The following is an 18,436-nucleotide window of genomic DNA, read 5'->3' on the forward strand; positions in this document are numbered from 1 at the left end:
CCTACCGAAAGGCTCCACATGACCTCCCTCGCAGTCGGCGTCGACATCGGCGGAACCGGCATCAAGGGCGCGATCGTCGACGTCACCACCGGTGAGCTCACGACCGACCGGATCAAGAAGGCCACACCCGAGGGCGGGAAGCCGCACGACATCGTCGCCGTCGCCGCGTCGATCCTTGAGGAGCTGGCCCCCGCGGCGGACGTCCCCGTGGGCGTCTGCTTCCCCGCCATCGTCCGTGACGGCAAGACCATGTCTGCGGCGAACGTGTCGAAGAAGTGGATCGGCTTCGAGGCCGAGGCGCTGTTCGAGAAGGAACTCGGACGCTCCATCCACTTCGTCAACGACGCCGACGCCGCCGGGTTCGCCGAGCAGCAGTTCGGCGCGGCGAAGGGCAAGGACGGACTCGTCATCGTCACGACCCTCGGCACCGGGATCGGCAGCGCGCTCATCAACGACGGCGTGCTCATCGTCAACTCCGAGCTCGGTCACATCGAGATCGAGGGCCACGACGCCGAGTCCCGCGCCTCGTTCGCGGCGAAGGAACGCGACGACCTGTCGTGGAAGCACTGGGCGAAGCGCCTGCAGCAGTACTACTCGACGCTCGAGGCGCTGCTCTCCCCGGAACTCTTCGTCGTCGGCGGCGGTGTGTCGAAGCAGTACGACGAGTTCCTCCCGCTGCTCGACCTGCAGGCGGACATCATCCCCGCGACGCTCCGCAACAACGCCGGCATCATCGGCGCCGCGACCCTGGCGGCCCGCAGCGCCTGACGGGCGGCGGCGTCGCTTCGCGCCCGCGCCCGCGCGCCCGCGCCCGCGCAGCGCCGGCGCTCGGCGGTGCCGTTCGGTGAGATCGCACTTCGGCGGGGATCCCCGGCGAGGGAACCCGCCCAAGTGCGATCTCGCCACCGGGCCGCGGACGCCGCGGCCCCCGGCGGCGCTCGGCGGCGGTGGCGCGGCCCCCGGCGGCGGCGGAGGCACTCGGCGGCGGCGCGGTGCGGTGCGGTGCGGTGCGGTGCCGTGAGATCGCATTCCGGCGCGGACCCCCGGCGAGGGAACCCGCCGAAGTGCGATCTCGCCACCGGGGCGCGGCGCCGGACGCCGCCACCACGACGCGCGGCGCTCGCCTCGCATCGTGCGCGCCGCGGGGCCACCGCGCGCCCGCTAGACTCGGGGACGCGAATGGGTCGGTGAGACGGTCGCGTCACTCCCCCGGGAGTGCCGAGGAACGTCCGGGCTCCACAGAGCAGGGCGGTGGGTAACACCCACCCGGAGCAATCCGCGAGACAGTGCCACAGAAAGCAGACCGCCGGCGGCGACGTCGGTAAGGGTGAAACGGTGGTGTAAGAGACCACCAGGGGTCCGGGTGACCGGATCCGCTCGGTAAACCTCGCCCGGAGCAAGGTCAGACAGAGGACGTCGAGGCTGCTCGCCGAGTCCTCGGGTAGACCGCTGGAGGCCGACGGCAACGTCGGTCCGAGAGAGATGGCCGTCACCGCCGCGCGAGCGGCGGGACAGAACCCGGCGTACGGCCGGCCCATTCGCACCCACGTCACGGACAGGAGGCGCGGTGCCAGCTGGCACCGCGCCTCCTGTCACGGGGTGTGGTCGCGTCTACAGCCCGGACTCCGCCGTGCGGACCAGGATCGCGTCGCTGTCGGGGCACAGCACCACGTCGTCGGGCGCCGCGCGCCGCACGGTCTGCAGGTCCGAGTTGGTGAGCGTCACGCCGGACGCGGTGGAGACCCCGCCCTGCAGGAGCGACGCGCCGAAGCCGTACCGCGCACGCTGCCGGTCGTAGAGCGCGAGGAGGTCCGCGGGCACCTTGGCCGCGACGCTCGCTCGGCTCTGCACGGCGGACTCGCGGTCGGCCTCGAGCCGGGCGATCTCGGCATCGCGCTCGGCGACGAGTCCGGCGCGGGCGGATTCGACCTCGGCGAGCTGCGACTCGATGTCGCCGACACGGGCGCGGAAGACGTCGAGGTGCTCCATGACCTCGAGCTCGGCCGTCTCGAGGTCCCCGATGCGGCGCTGCAGCGACTCGAGCTCGCTCTGCAGGCCAGCGGCGTCCTTCGCGCTCGACACGTGCTGGAGCATGGTCGTGTCGCGTTCGACCCGCGCCTGCGCCGTCGACGTGTCGGACTCGAGGCGGGCGAGCTCGCGTTCGGCGTCCTCGACGTCGCCCGTCGCGGCGGCGAGTGATGCTCGGAGCCCGGAGGCCTTCGTGCTGAGCTCGGTGAGGCGGTCGCCCTTCTGCAGCGAGGTGATGCGGTGGGCGATCCGGGTGACGTCGTTGTCGAGACGCTGGACGTCGAGGAGGATGACCTGGTCCTCGGGTGCTGCCTTCATGGTCAGGCTCCTTCTGTGGTGGGGACGGCGTCGTGCGACGCGGGGTCGGTGGTGGGCTCGGCCGCGGGCAGGACGGCGAAGTCCCACGGGTCGGTCCGGAGGTCGCTGACGGTGACCCGGACGCCGGCCGCACGACGGAGCTGTTCGGCAGCGACGTCGAGCCAGAGCCACTCGGTCGCCCAGTGCGACGTGTCGATCAGCGCCGGTCCGCCGCCGAGGAGCGCCTGCTCGCGGAACTCCGACGCGGGGTGGTGCCGCAGGTCGCTCGTGACGTAGACGTCGGCGCCCAGGACGGCCGGGTGCCGGAGGTAGGCGTCGCCCGCACCGGCGCAGAGGGCCACGGTGCGGATCGGCTGGTCGAAGTCGCCGGAGACGCGGACACCGGTGGCGGTGGGCGGCAGCAGGTCGACGAGTGCGCGGGCGAGGGTACCGAGGGTGGTCGGTTCGGCCAGGGACCCGACGCGTCCGATGCCGGTCGCCGGGTCGGAACCGGGGTCGAGCGGCCGCTGGTCGACCAGGCCGAGGCGGTCGGCGAGGACGGCCGAGGTGCCGGTGGTGACGACGTCGGCGTTGGTGTGCGCCGCGACGAGGGCGGTGCCACCCCGGACCAGGGTGGTCAGGACGCTGCCCTTGTACGTCGACTCGGCGATGGTCGTGATCCCGCGGAGGAGCAGGGGGTGGTGGGTCAGGAGCAGGTCGGCCCCGATCTCGACGGCTTCGCGCGCCGTCGCGGGCACGGCGTCGACCGCGAGGTGGACGTGCTCGACGGCCTGGTCGGGATCACCCGCGACGAGGCCGACGGAGTCCCACGACTCGGCCCCTGCGGCGGGCCACAGGTCTTCGATCACGGCCTGGAGTTCGCGGAGCGTCGGCATCCCGTCAGTCTACCGAGACCGACGCGTCCGGAGCGGCTCCTGTGGACGGAGCATGACCGGACCCGACCCTGTGGAGGGAGATCAGCGACGACCGAACGCCTGCAGGATGCGGGCGACGAACCGCGACCACCAGCCGGGCGTCGGCTCGTCGGACGCCTCGGTCACGTCCGTCGGCTCGGGCGTCGCGGCCGGGACGGACACGGCCTCCGGCAGGACGACCGGCGTGCTCGCCGTCGTGCCGGTGTGCGCGGTGAGCGCCGCGGCGAACGCGGCACGGTCGATGACCGTCGGCCCGGTGGCGGGCTGGATGAGCGGGGTGGGTCGCGTCGCCGCGGACACCGGGGAGACGACCGGGAGGGACAGCATCGGACGGACGGCTGCGTCGCGTTCCGGGGCGGTCGCCGTGCCGGGCGCGTCGATCGCGTCGACGACGTCGGTCACCTCGACCACGGTCGGCTCGACGAGCACCGGAGCTGCCGGGACCGACTCGACCACGGCCGAGGACGCAGCCACGACCGGCGCCGGGGTAGGAGCGGGGGCCAGAGCCGGAGCGATCACCGCGACGGTGCCGGTGGCAGCGCGACGGGCGGCGGCGCGGTCGCGACGGTCGGCCTCGACGGCAGCGTCGGCGAGCAGGTCGGCGAAGACGGTGTGCGCGAAGCCACGGGCGGCCTCGAGCTCGGGGTCGCTCAGGCCGGCGACGGTGGCCTCCCACGCGGCGAGGCGTGCGAGGTCCTCGTCGCGGCGGCGGACCTCGTCCTCGAGCAGGACGATGCGCTCGATGGTCGTGCGGCCGGTGGACGCGGAGACCTCGACGGCCAGGTCCTCCAGCTGGAGGGCGAGGCGCTCGGGCGGTTCCGGGAACGCGGGCGCGCAGACCGCGGCGTGCCGGGCACGGTCGCGGGGCCGTCGGAACGCGGAGTCGTCGGGTGCGGGCACGGCGGCGTGCGGGGTCTCCGCGACGCGCTCGGGCGTCGAGTCGGGGACGGTCGGGGCGATCTCGACGGCGGCGTCCGACGCTGCGTCCGGTCGCTGCACGGGGCCGGTGACCGGCGGGACCACGAGGTCCGCCAGGTACGGGGCGCGCGTCGCCGGGGCGTCACGGAGCCACTCCTCGAGCTCGCGACCGAACGGGTCGACGAGGGGGGTGCGTGCACCGGACTGCGATTCCATGTTCGGAGGATAAATATCGCAACGCTCATTTCCGCGGACATCCGCGGTGTGTCGCTGCAGTGCCTGCCATATCGCGTCGAACGTGAACGGCGTGTCGACGGCGGGCGCGGCCTCGTCAGAGCGAGCGCTCGAAGTCGTCGAGCAACGCCCGCCCCGCGACCCACTCCCCGATGCCGCTGTCGACGTTCACGTGACCGAGTGCACCGACCCGCAGGACACCCGATCCCAGGGTCGCCGCGAACCCGACGGCGCGGTCCACCGAGCAGTACGGGTCGTCGTCGCTGACCACCAGGCGGGTCGGCAGTCCGGACCGTGCAGCGGGGGCGGTGAAGCCCGCGGCGGCGGCCGGGAAGCCCGGCGCGGCGGGGTCCGGCGGGGCGACGAGGAAGGCCCCGGCTGCCGCCGGACGGGAACCGTCCCGCAGCCAGTGCGCGACGGCCAGCACGCCGAGGCTGTGCGCGATGAGCACCGGAGGCTCGGCGCACACGGCGACGGCGCGGGAGATCGCGGCGACCCAGTCCCCCGGCTCGGGGTCGCTCCAGGATGCCGGTTCGATCCGGACGACCTCGTCGACGCCCGCCGCGTCCCGCTCGGCCTGCCAGCGGGACTGCCAGTGGTCGGGGCCGGAGTTCCAGATCCCGGGGACGATCACCCACGGTCGAGGTCTGCGCACCGTCGCAGCGTACTGGGCGGCACGACCCGGCCGCGGGGTCAGCTGTGCAGCGTGTCGCGCGGGTACTCGCCGAACCGGGCGGCGTAAGCGCCCGAGAACCGGCCGAGGTGCGCGAAGCCCCAGCGCATCGCGACCGCGGCGACGGTGAGTTCGCCCGGCGCGGCACGGCGGAGCTCCTCGCGCACCCGGTCGAGCCGGATGCCGCGGAGCATCGCGTTCGGTGCCGAGCCGACCTGCCGTTGGAAGGCCTGCTGGAGGCCGCGGATGCTCAGGCCCACGCGCTCGGCGACGTCGGTGGTCGAGATCGCCGTGTGCGCGTACGCGTGCATGTACTCGACGGCCTCGCGCACGCGTCCAGTGGCGCCCTGCGGCAGGGTCACGTCCGGCCCGAGCACGGTGTGCGGGAACGTCCGCAGCAGTGCACGGGCGGTCTCCTGCGCGGTCTCGGCGAGCACGAGCGGTGAGACCGGCGCGGTCCCGAGCACCGTCGTCGCCGCGCGCTGCACCTGGGCGTTCCACCGGCGGAGGTCCTCCGGACGCGGCGTCTGCGTGTGGTCGAACACCAGGGGCGCCGGCGCCGCGCCGTGCTCCTCGGCGGCGATGCCCTCGAGGTAGGTGCGCTCGAACTGCACGAGGCTCTGGCGGACGTCCTGCAGGTCGAAGGCGAAGGGTCGGCCGGTCGGGAACATCATCGGCGTGCCGGGTGCGAAGGCGACCTCGTCACGACCGCGGTCGACGATCCCGCCACCGTCGGCGAGCCACATCACGACGTACTCGTCCCGCGCCTCGATCTCGCCCTCCATCCGGGCGTCGAAGCGCGTCGACCGGAACGACATCGTGTCGTCGCCGACCACGCGGAACCGGTAGCTGAAGGGGCGCTCGGTCGAACCGGCCCGGAACCCGGCGCCCTCGTAGGCGTCCTGGTACATCGCGATCGCCGCCTCGAGGTCGACCCCGGACGTCTCGAAGCGGATCCTGGGGTCGGGCTCGACGTTCATCGACTGGATCGTCACACGCCAGCATCGGGCGACGCGCTTCGGACCGGCTGCTTTGCGGGTAACGGCTCAGTCGCTGCGGGATGCGGATGAAGCGACGGATCCTCCGCGGCCACGGCGGACGATCCACCGGTTCCGGTCGTCCACCCGTTCGTACCGCAGGTCGTCCACGACCATCTGCACGAGCGCCAGCCCGCGTCCGCTCTCGGCGAGGGCGTCCGGCAACTGCGCGGCCCGCGGGTCGACCGGGACGGGGACGCCGTCGTCCGTCAGCAGGGCCTCGACCGCGTCCTGGCCGACGTCGACCCGGAGCGAGCAGGCCACACCGGCCGCGCCGGCGCCGTGCTCGATGACGTTCGACGTGAGTTCGACGAGTGCGAGTTCGAGCGCCATCCGGTCCTCGGCGGAGAGGGTCGGCTCGGTCGCCCACACGGACGCCAGGAACGCGTGCACGGCCGTGACGTCGTCCGGCGGACACGCCAGGTCGAGGTTGTGCCCGCCCACCGCGGTGCTCATCCCCAGTCGGTGACCGCGGCGTCCCCGTCGGGGTACGTGCGGAGGATCTTGTCCATGTTGGAGAGCTTCAGCACCATCTCGACCTGGTCGGAGGGTGCCGCGATGCGCAGGTCGCCCCCGGCCTGGCGAGCGGTCTTCAGGCAGCCGACGAGCGCGCCGAGGCCGGACGAGTCCATGAACTCGACCTTCGAGAGCTCGACCACCACGCGGGGACGGCCGCCGGTGACCACCTGTGCCACGGTCTCGCGGAAGGTCGGTGCGGAGACCATGTTGAGCCGGCCGCTGCACTCCAGCACCGCGGCGTCGGCGGTGGCCTCGTGTACGACGATGTCCATGTCGGTGCCTCCTCGGATCGGGACGGGGTGCACCATGCAACCTACCGGGTCGACGACCCGGAAGACGTCCGACTCCGCCGAGTCGCGACGAGTTGCACGACCACGGCGGCCGCCATGAGCACCGCCATGACCGACCCCATCGCCGTCGCCGTCCCGCCGAGCGCCCCCGCGAGCGGTGTCCCGAGGCCGCCGAGCCCGAAGGTCAACCCGCCCTGCAGCGCCGCCGCCGTCCCCGGGTGGGCCGCGCCGACGTGCTGCGTCCGGGTCATCGCGGCCGGCAGCACGAATCCCCAGGCCGCCGTCACCACCGCGAGGGAGCACCAGACCGGCACGGGGCCGAGGCCGAGGAGCGCCGACGACAGGACCCCGACCGCACCGAGCATCCCGACGGCGAGTCCGAGGGACAGGAGCGCGTCCTCGGAGAACCGACCGACGACCCGCCGGAACACGAGCGTGGTCACGATCATCATCGACGCGTTCGTCGCGAAGACGATCGTGTACATCCCCTCCGAGAAGTCGAACTGCGTCTGGAACACGAACGAGCTCGTGGCGATGTAGGCGAAGAACCCGATCGTCGAGAGCACGCCGGTGAGGACGTACGCGCGGAACCGCGGGATCGCCATCAGCTGACGGATCCGGCCCCAGTTCGCCCCGAAGCCGACGCCTCCGCGGCGCTCCCGTGGCAGCGTCTCGTGGAACCGCAGCACGACGGCGACGAAGAAGACCGCACCGAGGACCGCGAGTACCACGAACATCAGGCGCCAGGTGCCGATCGTCAGGACCGCTCCCCCGGCGAGCGGGGCCACGACGGGTCCGATCGCGTTGATCGCTGCGAGCGTGCCGAACACCTTCGCCATCCGCGGCCCGGTGATGACGTCGGACACCATGGCGCGGCCGGCCACGGCGCCGGCGGCTCCGGCGAGCCCCTGGAACACCCGTGCCACGACGAGGGTCACGACGTCCGGGGCGAGCGCGCACCCGACCGACGCGAGCGCGAACACCGCGGTGCCGACGAGCATGAGCGGACGACGACCGATGCCGTCGCTGACCGGCCCGGCCAGCAGCTGCCCGACGGCGAACGCGACGAGGAACGCGGTCAGCGAGAGCTGCACGGCGCCGGGTGCGGTCCCGAGGTCACGGGCGATGGCGGGCAGCGCCGGGATGTACATGTCGGTCGCGAACGGCGAGACGCCGACGATGAGCGCGAGCGGCAGGATCGGGGGCAGCACGCCCGCGATCGTCGGGTTCGTGGTGCGCTCCGTCGTCACCCCGGCCACGCTACGCCTGGCCGAATCGATTCGACAAGGCCGAGCCGGTCTGTGGACACGACCACAGACGGACTGGAGGCGCGGTGCCAGCTGGCACCGCGCCTCCCGTCCGCCCGTGGGTCGGAACCGACAGATCAGCCCGTGTTCTGCAGGCCGGCCGCGATCCCGTTGACGGTGAGGAGCAGCAGACGGTGGTCGCCGTCCGTCGGGTCCGTGCTGCCGGACGTGCGGATCGCGCGCAGGGCGCGGAGCTGCAGGTGCGACAGCGCGTCGACGTAGGGGCTGCGGAGGCGGACGGCGCGGGCGAGGACCGGCCGGTCCTCGAGCACGTCGCTGCCACCGGAGACGCGCAGCACCCAGGCGCGCGTGCGGAGCATCTCGTCGAGCACCTTCGCGGCGAGGTCGTCACGGTCGGCGAGCTCGAGGTACCGGCGGGCGATGTGCTCGTCGGTCTTCGCGAGCGACATCTCGACGTTCTTGATCATCGCGCCGAAGAGCGGCCACTCGACGTACGCGGTGCGGAGCAGCTCGACGTCGCCGACCGCCTCGAGTGCGGAGCCCAGGCCGTACCAGCCGGCGAGGTTGATGCGCGCCTGCGTCCACGAGAAGACCCACGGGATCGCGCGGAGGTCCTCGAGGGACTCCACCGACAGGCCGCGACGGGCCGGGCGGGAGCCGAGCGGCAGGAGCCCGATCTCCTCCATCGGGGTGACCCGCGCGAACCAGGGCGCGAAGCCGTCCGCCTTGACCAGGTCGTAGAACGCCTGTCGCGACTCGTCGTCGAGCTGCTGTGCGAGCTCGGCGAAGCGGGTCGCCGCGACCGCCGTGCGCTCCTCGTTCGAGGGCGACGACGCGAACAGCGTGGCCGAGGCCATCTGCTCGAGGTGGCGTGCGGCGATGTCCTTGTCGCCGTACTGGGCGAAGATGACCTCGCCCTGCTCGGTCAGCTTGAGGCGACCGTCGATCGACCCCCGGGGCTGCGCGAGGACGGCCTCGTTCGCCGGTCCCCCACCGCGGCCGAGCGAACCGCCGCGGCCGTGGAAGAGCGTGAGCTCGACGTCGTGCTCCTTCGCCCAGTCGGCGATGCGGGCCTGTGCGTCGTAGAGCGCGAGGTTCGCGGACACCGGGCCGACGTCCTTCGACGAGTCCGAGTAGCCGAGCATGACCTCGAGGCGTCGGCCGGTCGCGGCGAGGCGGCGCTGGAAGGGCTCGGTGCGGACGGCCTCGTCGAGGATGTCGACGCTGGCGTGCAGATCGGCGAAGGTCTCGAACAGCGGGATGACGTCGAGCACCGGTGCGGCCTCGACGGACCCGAGCGCGGCGACCGCGAGCTCGTGCACGTTCGCCAGGTCGGCTGCCGACTGGGTGAACGACACGATGTAGCGGCTCGCCGCACGGACGCCGTAGCGGGCCTGCAGCGCGGCGATCGTGCGGAAGACCGCGAGGACCTCTTCCGTCATCTCGCTCAGTTCGCCGCCCGCGCGGATCTCGGCGAGGGCGTTCCGGTGCACCTGCGAGTGCTGGCGGACCTCGAGCTCGGCGAGGTGGAACCCGAAGGTCTCGACCTGCCAGACGAGGTTCTGCAGCTCGCCGTTCGCGGGGCGCGTCGCACCGGCCGCGACGAGCGAGGCCTGGATGGTGCGGAGGTCCGTCAGCAGGGATTCCGGGCCGGGGTAGGCGAGCGCGGACTGGCCCTGGCGGGTGGCGTCGATCCGGGCCGCGACGAACATGAGCGCACGGCGGTGCGTCTCGTTCGGCGCACGGACCCCGATCCGTTCGGCGATGCCGGCGTCGAGCTGCTCCTGCGCCGCGACGAGGGCGGTGAGGCCGGCGTCCGCCGGGGTCTCGCTCGCGTCGAGCGTGAGCGTGCTGCCGATCCGGGTGGCGGCGCGCGACAGCCCGAGCAGGATGTGCTCCGCGGCGATCTCGGCGGCCTGACGGGTGACGTCGGCGGTGACGTGCGGGTTGCCGTCACGGTCGCCGCCGATCCAGGTGCCGAAGCGGACGAAGGCGGGTGCGGTGACCGAGGCACGTCCGGCCTCGTCGCCGAGCAGCCGGTCGTCGAGCAGGCGGTAGACCTGCGGCACGATCTCGAAGAGCGTCTGGTCGAAGACGCTCATCGCGGTGCGCACCTCGTCGAGCGGGGTCGGGCGGGTCGTGCGGAGCGGCGAGGTGCGGAGGAGGGTCGTGATCTCCTCGAGCAGCCGGCGCTCGTTCTCGGCTCGCGCGGTGGTGTTCGTCGTGCGGTCGCGCTCGTCGATGAGGTCGGTGATGCGGCGGACGGCCGTGGTGACCGCGCGACGGCGGGCCTCGGTCGGGTGCGCGGTGAGGACCGGGTGGAACCGCAGGTCACGGAGGCGGGCTGCCGCTTCGTCCGCGCCGACCTGCTCGACGAGCGAGGCGTAGGTCGCCGGGAACGAGTCACCGGCGAGACCGCCGTCGTCGCCGCGGAACCGGAGCACGCGCACGCGGTGGTGCTCCTCGGCCAGGTTCGTCAGGTGGAAGTACGTCGTGAACGCCTGGGCGACCGCCTCGGCGCGCTCGGCCGACATGGCAGCCACGATCGCCTCGGCACGCTCGGCGCCCTCGGCCTCGCCGCCCTCGTACGCGTCGATGACCGCGGCACGCAGGCTCTCCACATCGTGCAGCAGGTCCTCGCCGCCGGTCTCGCGCAGCACGCGCCCGAGCAGGTTGCCGAGGTACCGCACGTCCGCGCGCAGGTCGCTGTCGACCGCTCCGCTGACGTCGTCCCGTGCGCGTCCGTGGCGCGTCGATCCGTCGATCGCCGTCATGAGGTCCTTTCCGGGTCGTCCGGGAGGCTGGTCCCGGGTCCCAGCAGCGTATCGGCCCGTCGGGACGGGTGACGACAACCGTCCGGACGGACAAGTTGCGTCGGTCGGGTCGGGCCGTCGCGGGGGTGCGGGGCGCGTCGGGTCGCGGCGGGTCGCGTCGAGGGAGCAGGAATCGTCGGGTCCACGGCACGCACCCGACGTCTTCTGCTCCCTCAACGGCCGCGGGCCGGGGCGCGCGGGCATGGGCGCGCCGGCGCGGGGCGCGCGGGCATGGGCGCGCGGGCCACGGCGCGCGGGCTCAGGCGGTCGCGGCCGGCCTGCCCTGTCCGCGTCGGGCGTCGAGGCCCGCGAGCAGCCCGGTGTTGAGCTCGTACGCGAGCTCGACCTCCGCGATCACGCGCTCCTGCTCCTCCGCCGACCACGGCGCGGCGTCGAGCTGCGCCCGGTAGGTGTCCTCGAACGCGCTCGGGTCGGCGACCTGGTCGAAGATGTAGAAGAGGATCCCGTTCGTCTCGAAGCCGAACTGGTCGGCGAGCAGCCGGCCGATGAGCTGCCCGCCGGACAGGTCGCCGAGGTACCGCGTGTAGTGGTGCGCGACGAACCCGCCGGGCCAGTCCGCCGCGACCTCGTTGAGGCGTCGCACGTACCGCGTCGTCGCGGGCAGCGGGCAGACGAGTTCGGACCAGTCCGGACCGACGAGGTACTCGAGGTCGGCGCGGATCGCCGGCATCCGGGTGAGCTGCGAGGTCACGAACGGTGCCGCGACGGGGTGGTCCGCCATCCGGTCGGCCGCGCGCTCGAGGGCGTCGTACACGAACGCGTACTGCCCGAGCAGGGCCGCGTAGTCGGCGACGTCGCAGTCGCCGCGCACGAGGTCCGCCGTGAAGTCGTCCTGTCCCGAGGCGCCGCGCGAGCGACGCGTGCGTCGTCGCAGTGCCTCGGAGAACGGGGTGACCGTCGTGTCCATGAGGTAAGGCTAACCTCAGTTCGGTGAACGTCAAGGACCCGAGAGGAAGCTCGCCTGCGATGAGCTCGAAACCCAAACGCCCCCAGCACGTCTTCGTCGTCGACCGGACGGAGCGCCTCTCGCCCCACATGGTGCGGGTGCACCTCGGCGGCCCCGCCTTCGACGACTTCGTCACCGCGGCCGACCCCGAGCGGCTCCTCGCCACCGACAAGTACGTCAAGCTCCTGCTCGCGAAGCCGTCGCTCGGCCTGACGCCGCCGTACGACCTCGAGGCGCTCCGCGAGACCCTCCCGAAGCACGACCGGCCGGCCCGCCGCACCTACACGGTCCGCGCCGTCGACCACGCCGCGAAGACCATCGCCGTCGACTTCGTCGTGCACGGCGACGAGGGCCTCGCCGGTCCCTGGGCCGCCGCCGCGCAGCCCGGCGACCTCCTTGCGCTCTCCGGGCCGGGTGGCGGCTACGCGCCGTCCGTCGACCCGGCCGTCACGCACGTGCTGCTCGGCGACGACAGCGCCCTGCCCGCGATCTCCGCAGCCCTGGAGGCCCTGCCCGACTCCGCCACGGGCGTCGCCCTGGTCGAGGTGGCCGGTCCCGCCGACGAACAGCCCGTCCGCCACCCGGCCCGGGTCGACCTGCGGTGGCTGCACCGCGACGCCACCGGCGCCCAGCCGGGCACGCTCCTGCTGGACGCGGCCCGGGGGCTCCCCCGCGCCTCCCGGCCGGTGCAGGTCTTCGCACATGGCGAGCGGACCGCGATGAAGGCGATCCGCCGGCTGCTGCAGGACGACTGGGGGCTGGAGAAGTCCGAGATGTCCCTGTCGGCGTACTGGGCGCTCGGTCGCGGCGAGGACCAGTTCCAGGACGAGAAGCGCGAGCCGATCGGCGTCATCTTCACGGACTGAGCCGCCCTCCCGCCCTGGAGGCGCGGCTCGCGTCGGTGGGTCCGGCTAGCGTTCCGGGCATGGTCGCCCTCTCGTGCTGCGTGCCCGGTTGCGACGCGGCGCGCCTCTCCGGGGCGCCCGTGCCGCTCTGCGCCGGGCACGTCACGCTGGTGGCCGAGTTCGGTGCCGAGCACGTCGGCGTCGAGGACGCGCTGCCCGGCCCGTGCCCGATCTGCGGCTCCCGGATCGGCGTGCGCTACCCGTCGGCCGCCGTGTGCGCGACGTGCGAGTGGCGGTACGGCGACGTGCCGGACGGCGACCTCGCGCCGCCGCGCGTCGACGTCGTGTACTACCTACGGATGCGCGACGACTTCGGTGACCGGATCAAGATCGGCACCACGACGAACCTGCGGCAGCGGCTCGCGGCGATCCCGCACCAGGAGCTCCTCGGGCTCGAGCGCGGCGACCGGACGCTCGAGCGGCGGCGGCACCTTCGGTTCGCGGCGTCGCGGTACCCGGGGACGGAGTGGTTCCGGGTGACGCCGGAGCTGCTCGAGCACGTCGCCGTCGTGGCTGCCGGGGTGAGCGACCCGTGGGACCTGCACGCCCGGTGGACGAGCGAGGCGCTGGCGCTCCGGGGGTGAGGCGGGGCGGGCGTGCGAGCGCGCGAGCGCGGGATCGGTCAGCGGGCGTAGGCGTCGACGAAGAGCGCCCCGCGGATCTCCCGCAGGGTGTCGGTCAGCCGCGCGATCGTCCGGCCGGAGATGCCGGAGACCTCGAGGTCGTACGGCCCGAGCGCCTGCAGCCGTCCGGTGCGGATGCGGACGACCTCCCACCCGACACCGCGCACGGCCCGGTCCTTCCGACGGTCGGTCTCCTGCCGGGGCCCGACGTGCTCGAGGCCGTGCCGGCCGGTCGAGTCGTACTCGATGGCGACGCGGAGCTCGGGCAGGATGATGTCCGGCCAGACCTCGACGTGGTCGAAGAACGGCCGGTCCAGCCGGATCGCGGAGTGGTCGAACGTGAACTCGAACCGGTCGGACAGGGCGGCGCGGAGCTCGGCCTCGACCGCGGACGCCGTCGCCGGGGCGCACACGCTCGTGAACGACTCGCCCGAGGGCAGCCGCGGGGTCTTCGAGCAGATCGAGCGGGGAACGGACTGCTTCGGGCGCCGCGGTGCACCGGGATCGGGACGCCGCGATCGTGCACGGGTCGAGGCCACGGCGCCGGACGGCATCGCGCCCGCCCCCGCCGGCACACCCGTCGTGGCCCCGGCCGCTGCGGGGATCCGGGTCCCGAAGCCGCGCGACGGCGCTGCGGGGAGCGTCTGCCGACCGGCGACCCGGACGACGCGCTGCGGAACGGGGACGGCGGTCGGCCAGTCCTCGGGCAGGACCGGCCAGCGCTGGGGCTGCGCCTGCACCGCGCACTCCGGGCACCAGACCGACCGGCGACGCTCGCGGCCGGGGCGGGACCGCTGTTCGGCCGGAGTGGCGACGAAGACGTGGCCGACGTCGCACTCCCAGATCAGCAGGACCTCTGCCGCCGGCGGGATCTGGGTCAGCACGACGCCGTGGTTCCAGTCCGGGTGGTACTGCCGGATGAGCACCGGGTACGAGGCCCAGTCGGCACGGAACTCCCCCACGGCGTAGGGCACCGCAGCACCGCGCGACCACTGTCGGCGGCGCCACCACGCGTCGACGGGTTCGGCCACGCTGTCACGCTAGGCAGGACCACCGACACCGACACCGACACCGGGCCCGGCCCGGCTCACTCGGCAGGCGGCGTGGCGAACGTGAAGCGCTCGGGACCGGCGTCGGAGCCGTCGTCGAGGACCCGGATGCCCGATTCGCGGCACGCGGTGACACCGTCGCGGTGGACTCGCTCGGGCCGGGGCCGCTTCGGGACGCCCGCCGCGCCGAACACCGCCCAGGCGTTGGCCGCTGCGGCGCTGGTGAACCGCGTGCTGTAGCGGACACCGGCGAACCCGGCGGCGTCGAAGGCCCGCGCCCAGGCCTGGGGCACGCGGTAGTCCCCCATCGTCTGGAGCTCGGCGCCGACTCCCCACCGGACCGCTGCGGGGTGCGTGACGTCGGCGAAGCGTCGTCCCCGGGAGGCCCTGGCCGCGACGACGACCATCTCGCGTGCACGCGCGGTGAACACGGTGTTGGTCGTGAGCACGTGGTGCGCCAGGCGCTCCCGGACGGCGACCTCGACCGCGTCGGCCCAGTAGCACGTGCCCCGCGGGACCGCGAGGTCGAACCGGCCCCCGTCGACCCCGTCGGCGTCTGGTTCGGTGCTCGCGAACCACCACGCGCCACGGTCGTGCCGCTTCGCCCGGTAGAAGGTGGTGCCGCGCGATTCCTCGGCGGGGAAGTCACTGAGGTCGAGGTCGTCGCGCGGCGGGCGCTGGGCGACCTCGTTCCGGCTCGGGGTCACGCGTCGGCTGCCCATGCCTGCGCGGCGCGGCGCGCGGCGGCGAGCACCTGGTCCTCGCGACCGTCGCGGAGTGCCTGGGCGGCCGTCGTCCCGCCGAACTCCTCGGCGTCGGTGTTCAGCCAGAGCGCACTGCCCCACGGGTCGATGCGTTCGGGGTCGATGAGTGCGAGCACCTGGCGGAGGTTCGGCAGCGGCGCCCCGGAGACGCCGAACTGGAAGGACGGGAACACCAGGCTGCCGTCGCCGATCTTCAGGCCGATGAGGTCGCGCTTCGCGGTCGCCTTGCTGAGGGCCTGCCGGGTCACCCCGCGCCAGGCCGCCAGGGTCGGTGTGTCGTAGAACGGGCCGATGAGGGCGTCGGCCTCGTGCTTCACGGTGGGCAGCGCAGCGACCATGCGGTCGGCGAGCAGCTCGACGTCGGCACCGTCGTCGAGGGCACCGGCGGCGCGACCGCCGAGGATCCGGCCACGCAGTGCGTCGAGCAGGGCTTCCTCGGTGGCACTGAGCGTCGCGCGGTCGGTTCCGCGCTCGCGCGCCGCTGGATCGGTGCGCACCCGTTCGGTCGTCGCCATGTGCGGCCTCCTGTCAACCGTGTCAACCAATTCTCGCGCACCGGCGACAACCGTGTCAACCACCGGAGCCCCTCGGGGCGCGCGTCAGGCCAAGGCGTGCCGGACGTACGCGACGAGGGCGTTCGCGTGACCGTGCCCCAGGCCGTGCTCCGACTTCAGCCACGAGACGACCTCCATGTGCGGGTGGTCGTCCAGCCGGTCGGCCACCAGGTCGAGCCACTCCTGCACCGGGCGGCCGTACGTCTTCTCGATGCTCGGGAAGTACGACGCCGGGCCCTTCGGCTTGCTGCCGTCGGCCGGGAGCTCCGGGGCGGTCACACGGTGTGCGGTCATGCGCGACACGATAGCGCCGCACCCGGTGCCGGCGACACGCTCACCACGTGATGCGGGCGAACTCCTCCCGCAGCCGTCGCGCGCGTCCGGGGTGCACCTGCTCCACCCAGCCGATCCGGCCGAGCAGGTGCGCCCGGAACTCCGGGTGTCCCGCGCGGTTCTGGGAGGCCGGCCCGTGCTCCGCCGCGTTGTGCAGGATCGCGTGCAGCCGGTCGACCTCACGCCGCCCCGGACTCGTGCGGTCGTTGACGACCACGCCCGTGACCGACTGCCGGACCCCGCGCCGTCGGACCCGGGTCTTCGCCGGGTTGAGCCGGTACCCCTGGTCGGTGACGATCCGGTCGACACCGCGGAGGAAGGCGTCCGCTCGGCCCGCGAGCCGGTCGCCCCCGCTGAACGTCAGGTCGTCGGCGTACCGCGTGTACACCGCGTCGGCGGCGCCGGCCCACCCGGCGAGCCGAGTGTCGAGGTGCCGCAGCGCCGTGTTCGCCAGTGCCGGTGACGTCGGGGCGCCCTGGGGCAGGTGCGCGGCGGTGAGCGATCGACGGAGGGCCGCGCGTTCCTCCGGGCTCCCACCGTCCGGCATGGCGGTGAGCACGTGAGGTGGCACCCGGTGCGTGCAGATGCCGGTGAGCACGTGTGCGAGCGGCTCGGCGAACCCGGCGGACCGGAAGACACCGAAGACCGTCGGTGCCGTGACGCTCGCGAAGAACGACGTCAGGTCGGCGGACACGACGACCTGCTGCCCGGTGTGCACCGCAGCGCCGGACACGACGCTCCGTCCGGCCACGAACCCGTGCGCGGCGTCGTGCACGGGCAGCTCCGCCAGGAGTTCGTCGAGGATCGTCCGTTGGGTACGACGGAGCATCTCCATCGGCTTCTCGAGCAGCCTCGGCGTCCGGCCGGGTCGGCGCACCCACTCGTGCCGGTGGTGGTGGAGCGGGCTCGAGGGACCGGGTCGGCGGTTCCACGAGCGGGTGTCGGCGAGCCAGAGCAACCGGCCGACGGTGAGGTCGAGCGCGCGGGCCAGTTCCGGCAGGGTGTCGACGAGGAGCCGGCTGGCGGTCTCCGGTCGCGCATGAACGGCCGTGGCCCGGCGGACGAGGACCCGTACGGGTCGACGGTCCTCGAGGGAACGGTGCAGAGCGACGAGGCGCGGCGCGGACGCGAGCACGGCGGCGAGCTGTCGCGGTGCGTCGACCGGCGGGCGCGGGTACGTGTCGAGGGCCGCGGCGACGGCGAGCCCGACGTAGGCCCGCTCGACGCCGACCACGAGGTACCCGGCAGCCGTCAGGTCGTCCGACTCCCACCGGTCGGCCGTCAGGAACGCGTCGGCGAGGGCACCCGCGACGACGGCGAGGGGCGTGGGGTTCCCGGAGGACCTGTCGGTGCCTCCGTGCGGCGTCGCGCGCGGAGCGCGCCGTCCCGCTCGGGGCGTGTCGTCCTGCTGGTACTGCGTGCCCCGGGGTGACCCCGGAGAGGTCGGCGCGTCTCGCGCGCCGTCCGCCTCCCCCGGGAACTCCACGCGTTCACCCTACGACGGGCCCCCGACGGAGCCCGGTGCGGGATCTGACAGGATCGGCGGATGGTCTCGTCCTTCCTGACCCACGCCGAGGTCGTCGTGGACCCGGCTCGTCCGATCGAGTCGTGGGGGCTGTCGGTCGACGGCCGGGCCCGCGCGGCCGGAGCGGTCGACGTCGCTTGGCACCCCGGAGTCCGCCGGATCGTGTCGAGCACCGAGCGGAAGGCGATCGACACGGCCGAGGTCCTGGCGGCGGCGGTCGGCGTCGTGCCGGAGTCGGACGCCGCGTTGGGCGAGATCGACCGGAGTGCGACCGGCTACCTGCCGCTCGACGAGTTCGAGGGGGTCGTCGACGCGTTCTTCGCCGAGCCCGAGCGGTCCGTGCGCGGCTGGGAGCGCGCGGTCGATGCCCAGGCCCGCATCGTCGACGCGGTGCGGCGGGTCAGCGCGGACGGCGACGTGACGATCGTGTCGCACGGGGCGGTCGGAGCGCTCCTGCTCGCGGACCTGCTGCGTGTGCCGATCTCGCGCGCGCTCGACCAGCCCGGCATGGGCAGCGTGTTCGCCTTCGACCCGGCCGAGTGGCGCGCGACGAGCGGCTGGACCCGCGTCCCTCGCCGCTGACGTCCGTCGACACGGCTACTCATGCGTGCGCAACGTGCGACACCCCACGTGTCGATCGACGCGTGGTACGTCGCACCATGTCGACGCATCCGATGGGTGTGCACAGAGCGACAACCCACCTG

At 73.5% G+C, this 18,436-nt stretch carries 19 protein-coding genes and 1 other RNA gene; 5 read left to right on the forward strand and 15 right to left on the reverse strand.

Annotated features, from left to right (window positions below):
• Nucleotides 1-18: 18 nt before the first annotated feature.
• On the forward strand, nt 19-768 hold the full coding sequence (gene ppgK, locus BIU96_RS07075; RefSeq protein WP_071291912.1) for a polyphosphate--glucose phosphotransferase: 750 nt from the start codon (nt 19-21) through the stop codon (nt 766-768).
• A gap of 411 nt (nt 769-1,179) precedes the next feature.
• An RNA gene (gene rnpB, locus BIU96_RS07080) (RNase P RNA component class A) lies at nt 1,180-1,542 on the forward strand.
• Nucleotides 1,543-1,611: 69 nt separating this feature from the next.
• On the opposite strand, the gene BIU96_RS07085 is transcribed toward rnpB, so the two are convergent.
• From BIU96_RS07085 to BIU96_RS07130, 10 genes are all read right to left on the reverse strand, one after another.
• The gene (locus BIU96_RS07085) at nt 1,612-2,346 is read right to left on the reverse strand and encodes a zinc ribbon domain-containing protein (protein ID WP_071291913.1); all 735 of its coding nucleotides are present in this window, start codon (nt 2,344-2,346) and stop codon (nt 1,612-1,614) included.
• Nucleotides 2,347-2,348: 2 nt separating this feature from the next.
• Nucleotides 2,349-3,221 carry a Nif3-like dinuclear metal center hexameric protein gene (locus BIU96_RS07090; protein ID WP_071291914.1) on the reverse strand — a complete coding sequence of 291 codons (873 nt, stop codon included), beginning with the start codon at nt 3,219-3,221 and terminating at the stop codon, nt 2,349-2,351.
• Between the two features lie 81 nt (nt 3,222-3,302).
• Nucleotides 3,303-4,394 carry a hypothetical protein gene (locus BIU96_RS07095; protein ID WP_071291915.1) on the reverse strand — a complete coding sequence of 364 codons (1,092 nt, stop codon included), beginning with the start codon at nt 4,392-4,394 and terminating at the stop codon, nt 3,303-3,305.
• Nucleotides 4,395-4,509: 115 nt separating this feature from the next.
• Nucleotides 4,510-5,067, reverse strand: coding sequence for an alpha/beta hydrolase (locus BIU96_RS07100; protein ID WP_071291916.1), 558 nt, complete (start codon nt 5,065-5,067; stop codon nt 4,510-4,512).
• A 38-nt stretch (nt 5,068-5,105) separates the two neighbouring features.
• The gene (locus BIU96_RS07105) at nt 5,106-6,065 is read right to left on the reverse strand and encodes a helix-turn-helix transcriptional regulator (RefSeq protein ID WP_139199879.1); all 960 of its coding nucleotides are present in this window, start codon (nt 6,063-6,065) and stop codon (nt 5,106-5,108) included.
• 66 nt (nt 6,066-6,131) lie between these two features.
• Complete coding sequence (locus tag BIU96_RS07110; protein WP_071291918.1) at nt 6,132-6,578, reverse strand: ATP-binding protein; 447 nt, start codon at nt 6,576-6,578, stop codon at nt 6,132-6,134.
• Nucleotides 6,575-6,913, reverse strand: a complete 339-nt coding sequence (locus BIU96_RS07115) for an STAS domain-containing protein (RefSeq protein ID WP_071291969.1) — start codon at nt 6,911-6,913, stop codon at nt 6,575-6,577. Before BIU96_RS07115 ends, BIU96_RS07110 begins: the two co-directional genes overlap by 4 nt.
• A gap of 41 nt (nt 6,914-6,954) precedes the next feature.
• Nucleotides 6,955-8,181 (reverse strand): multidrug effflux MFS transporter, encoded by a 1,227-nt coding sequence (locus BIU96_RS07120; RefSeq protein WP_139199881.1) that lies wholly within the window; start codon nt 8,179-8,181, stop codon nt 6,955-6,957.
• Between the two features lie 134 nt (nt 8,182-8,315).
• The gene (locus tag BIU96_RS07125) at nt 8,316-10,973 is read right to left on the reverse strand and encodes a phosphoenolpyruvate carboxylase (protein ID WP_071291920.1); all 2,658 of its coding nucleotides are present in this window, start codon (nt 10,971-10,973) and stop codon (nt 8,316-8,318) included.
• 298 nt (nt 10,974-11,271) lie between these two features.
• Nucleotides 11,272-11,940 carry a heme oxygenase (biliverdin-producing) gene (locus tag BIU96_RS07130; protein ID WP_071291921.1) on the reverse strand — a complete coding sequence of 223 codons (669 nt, stop codon included), beginning with the start codon at nt 11,938-11,940 and terminating at the stop codon, nt 11,272-11,274.
• Between the two features lie 59 nt (nt 11,941-11,999).
• Between BIU96_RS07130 and BIU96_RS07135 the strand changes: the two genes are divergently transcribed.
• Entirely contained in the window at nt 12,000-12,845 is an 846-nt protein-coding gene (locus tag BIU96_RS07135) for a siderophore-interacting protein (protein WP_071291922.1), read from the forward strand.
• 59 nt (nt 12,846-12,904) lie between these two features.
• Complete coding sequence (locus BIU96_RS07140; RefSeq protein WP_071291923.1) at nt 12,905-13,468, forward strand: GIY-YIG nuclease family protein; 564 nt, start codon at nt 12,905-12,907, stop codon at nt 13,466-13,468.
• 38 nt (nt 13,469-13,506) lie between these two features.
• Here BIU96_RS07140 and BIU96_RS07145 read toward each other — a convergent pair whose 3' ends face one another.
• From BIU96_RS07145 to BIU96_RS07165, 5 genes are all read right to left on the reverse strand, one after another.
• On the reverse strand, nt 13,507-14,538 hold the full coding sequence (locus BIU96_RS07145; protein WP_071291924.1) for a hypothetical protein: 1,032 nt from the start codon (nt 14,536-14,538) through the stop codon (nt 13,507-13,509).
• 56 nt (nt 14,539-14,594) lie between these two features.
• Entirely contained in the window at nt 14,595-15,263 is a 669-nt protein-coding gene (locus BIU96_RS07150; protein WP_139199883.1) for an RES family NAD+ phosphorylase, read from the reverse strand.
• On the reverse strand, nt 15,260-15,835 hold the full coding sequence (locus BIU96_RS07155; RefSeq protein WP_083402719.1) for a hypothetical protein: 576 nt from the start codon (nt 15,833-15,835) through the stop codon (nt 15,260-15,262). The genes BIU96_RS07150 and BIU96_RS07155 overlap by 4 nt, the downstream gene beginning before the upstream one ends.
• A gap of 84 nt (nt 15,836-15,919) precedes the next feature.
• The gene (locus tag BIU96_RS07160) at nt 15,920-16,168 is read right to left on the reverse strand and encodes a DUF4287 domain-containing protein (RefSeq protein WP_071291926.1); all 249 of its coding nucleotides are present in this window, start codon (nt 16,166-16,168) and stop codon (nt 15,920-15,922) included.
• A gap of 40 nt (nt 16,169-16,208) precedes the next feature.
• Nucleotides 16,209-17,693, reverse strand: a complete 1,485-nt coding sequence (locus BIU96_RS07165; protein ID WP_083402720.1) for a reverse transcriptase family protein — start codon at nt 17,691-17,693, stop codon at nt 16,209-16,211.
• A gap of 60 nt (nt 17,694-17,753) precedes the next feature.
• Here BIU96_RS07165 and BIU96_RS07170 point away from each other — a divergent pair, with 60 nt between their 5' ends.
• Complete coding sequence (locus BIU96_RS07170; RefSeq protein WP_071291927.1) at nt 17,754-18,314, forward strand: histidine phosphatase family protein; 561 nt, start codon at nt 17,754-17,756, stop codon at nt 18,312-18,314.
• Nucleotides 18,315-18,436: the final 122 nt, after the last annotated feature.

Origin of the sequence: Curtobacterium sp. MCBA15_008 (assembly GCF_001865065.1) — a bacterium.
Lineage (GTDB): Bacteria > Actinomycetota > Actinomycetes > Actinomycetales > Microbacteriaceae > Curtobacterium.

What these genes read in the sequence shown, in the direction of transcription:
- ppgK (WP_071291912.1), top strand. Translation starts at nt 19, where the DNA reads ATGACCTCCCTCGCAGTCGGCGTCGACATCGGCGGAACCGGCATCAAG.
- BIU96_RS07085 (WP_071291913.1), bottom strand. Translation starts at nt 2,346, where the DNA reads ATGAAGGCAGCACCCGAGGACCAGGTCATCCTCCTCGACGTCCAGCGT.
- BIU96_RS07160 (WP_071291926.1), bottom strand. Translation starts at nt 16,168, where the DNA reads ATGACCGCACACCGTGTGACCGCCCCGGAGCTCCCGGCCGACGGCAGC.
- BIU96_RS07115 (WP_071291969.1), bottom strand. Translation starts at nt 6,913, where the DNA reads ATGGACATCGTCGTACACGAGGCCACCGCCGACGCCGCGGTGCTGGAG.
- BIU96_RS07095 (WP_071291915.1), bottom strand. Translation starts at nt 4,394, where the DNA reads ATGGAATCGCAGTCCGGTGCACGCACCCCCCTCGTCGACCCGTTCGGT.
- BIU96_RS07090 (WP_071291914.1), bottom strand. Translation starts at nt 3,221, where the DNA reads ATGCCGACGCTCCGCGAACTCCAGGCCGTGATCGAAGACCTGTGGCCC.
- BIU96_RS07105 (WP_139199879.1), bottom strand. Translation starts at nt 6,065, where the DNA reads ATGAACGTCGAGCCCGACCCCAGGATCCGCTTCGAGACGTCCGGGGTC.
- BIU96_RS07130 (WP_071291921.1), bottom strand. Translation starts at nt 11,940, where the DNA reads ATGGACACGACGGTCACCCCGTTCTCCGAGGCACTGCGACGACGCACG.
- BIU96_RS07125 (WP_071291920.1), bottom strand. Translation starts at nt 10,973, where the DNA reads ATGACGGCGATCGACGGATCGACGCGCCACGGACGCGCACGGGACGAC.
- BIU96_RS07135 (WP_071291922.1), top strand. Translation starts at nt 12,000, where the DNA reads ATGAGCTCGAAACCCAAACGCCCCCAGCACGTCTTCGTCGTCGACCGG.
- BIU96_RS07155 (WP_083402719.1), bottom strand. Translation starts at nt 15,835, where the DNA reads ATGGCGACGACCGAACGGGTGCGCACCGATCCAGCGGCGCGCGAGCGC.
- BIU96_RS07170 (WP_071291927.1), top strand. Translation starts at nt 17,754, where the DNA reads ATGGTCTCGTCCTTCCTGACCCACGCCGAGGTCGTCGTGGACCCGGCT.
- BIU96_RS07110 (WP_071291918.1), bottom strand. Translation starts at nt 6,578, where the DNA reads ATGAGCACCGCGGTGGGCGGGCACAACCTCGACCTGGCGTGTCCGCCG.
- BIU96_RS07140 (WP_071291923.1), top strand. Translation starts at nt 12,905, where the DNA reads ATGGTCGCCCTCTCGTGCTGCGTGCCCGGTTGCGACGCGGCGCGCCTC.